Source organism: Allochromatium palmeri (assembly GCF_009720725.1).
Lineage (GTDB): Bacteria > Pseudomonadota > Gammaproteobacteria > Chromatiales > Chromatiaceae > Thermochromatium > Thermochromatium palmeri.
This window is the reverse complement of sequence record NZ_WNKT01000188.1, coordinates 1-336: the sequence shown is the minus strand read 5'-3', so window position 1 is coordinate 336 and position 336 is coordinate 1. Positions and strand designations below refer to the sequence as shown.

Genomic DNA, 336 nt, shown 5'->3' with positions numbered 1-336 from the left:
CTCAACGGACGGTGAAGAGGGGCTTATCCTGGTCTTGAAGACCGCAGACGGTCAAGGGGTCTCTGAACGCTTACCATTGCAGTTCTCTTTAACGATCCGCTGGGTCGCCTCATCAAAACCGCCCTGGCTGGTGGCCTGGATTTCGACCGAGATCGTTACCTCGACCCCCAGCTTGGCCGTGAACTGCTGGATGATCTCATCCACCAGGGTGGCGAACTCCACCTTGGCCTTGAGCGAATCCAAATTCGCTGTGCCGTAGAACTTTGGACTTTGGACAAAGTATCTTACCAGCTGGCAAAAATCGTTCGCTCACATACAGTTGGAGTAGACAAGTCC

The 336-nt window shown here is 53.9% G+C and carries 1 protein-coding gene; it reads right to left on the bottom strand.

What is annotated here, in order from left to right:
• Nucleotides 1-51: 51 nt before the first annotated feature.
• Nucleotides 52-243 carry a hypothetical protein gene (locus GJ668_RS20030; RefSeq protein WP_155451823.1) on the bottom strand — a complete coding sequence of 64 codons (192 nt, stop codon included), beginning with the start codon at nucleotides 241-243 and terminating at the stop codon, nucleotides 52-54.
• Nucleotides 244-336: the final 93 nt, after the last annotated feature.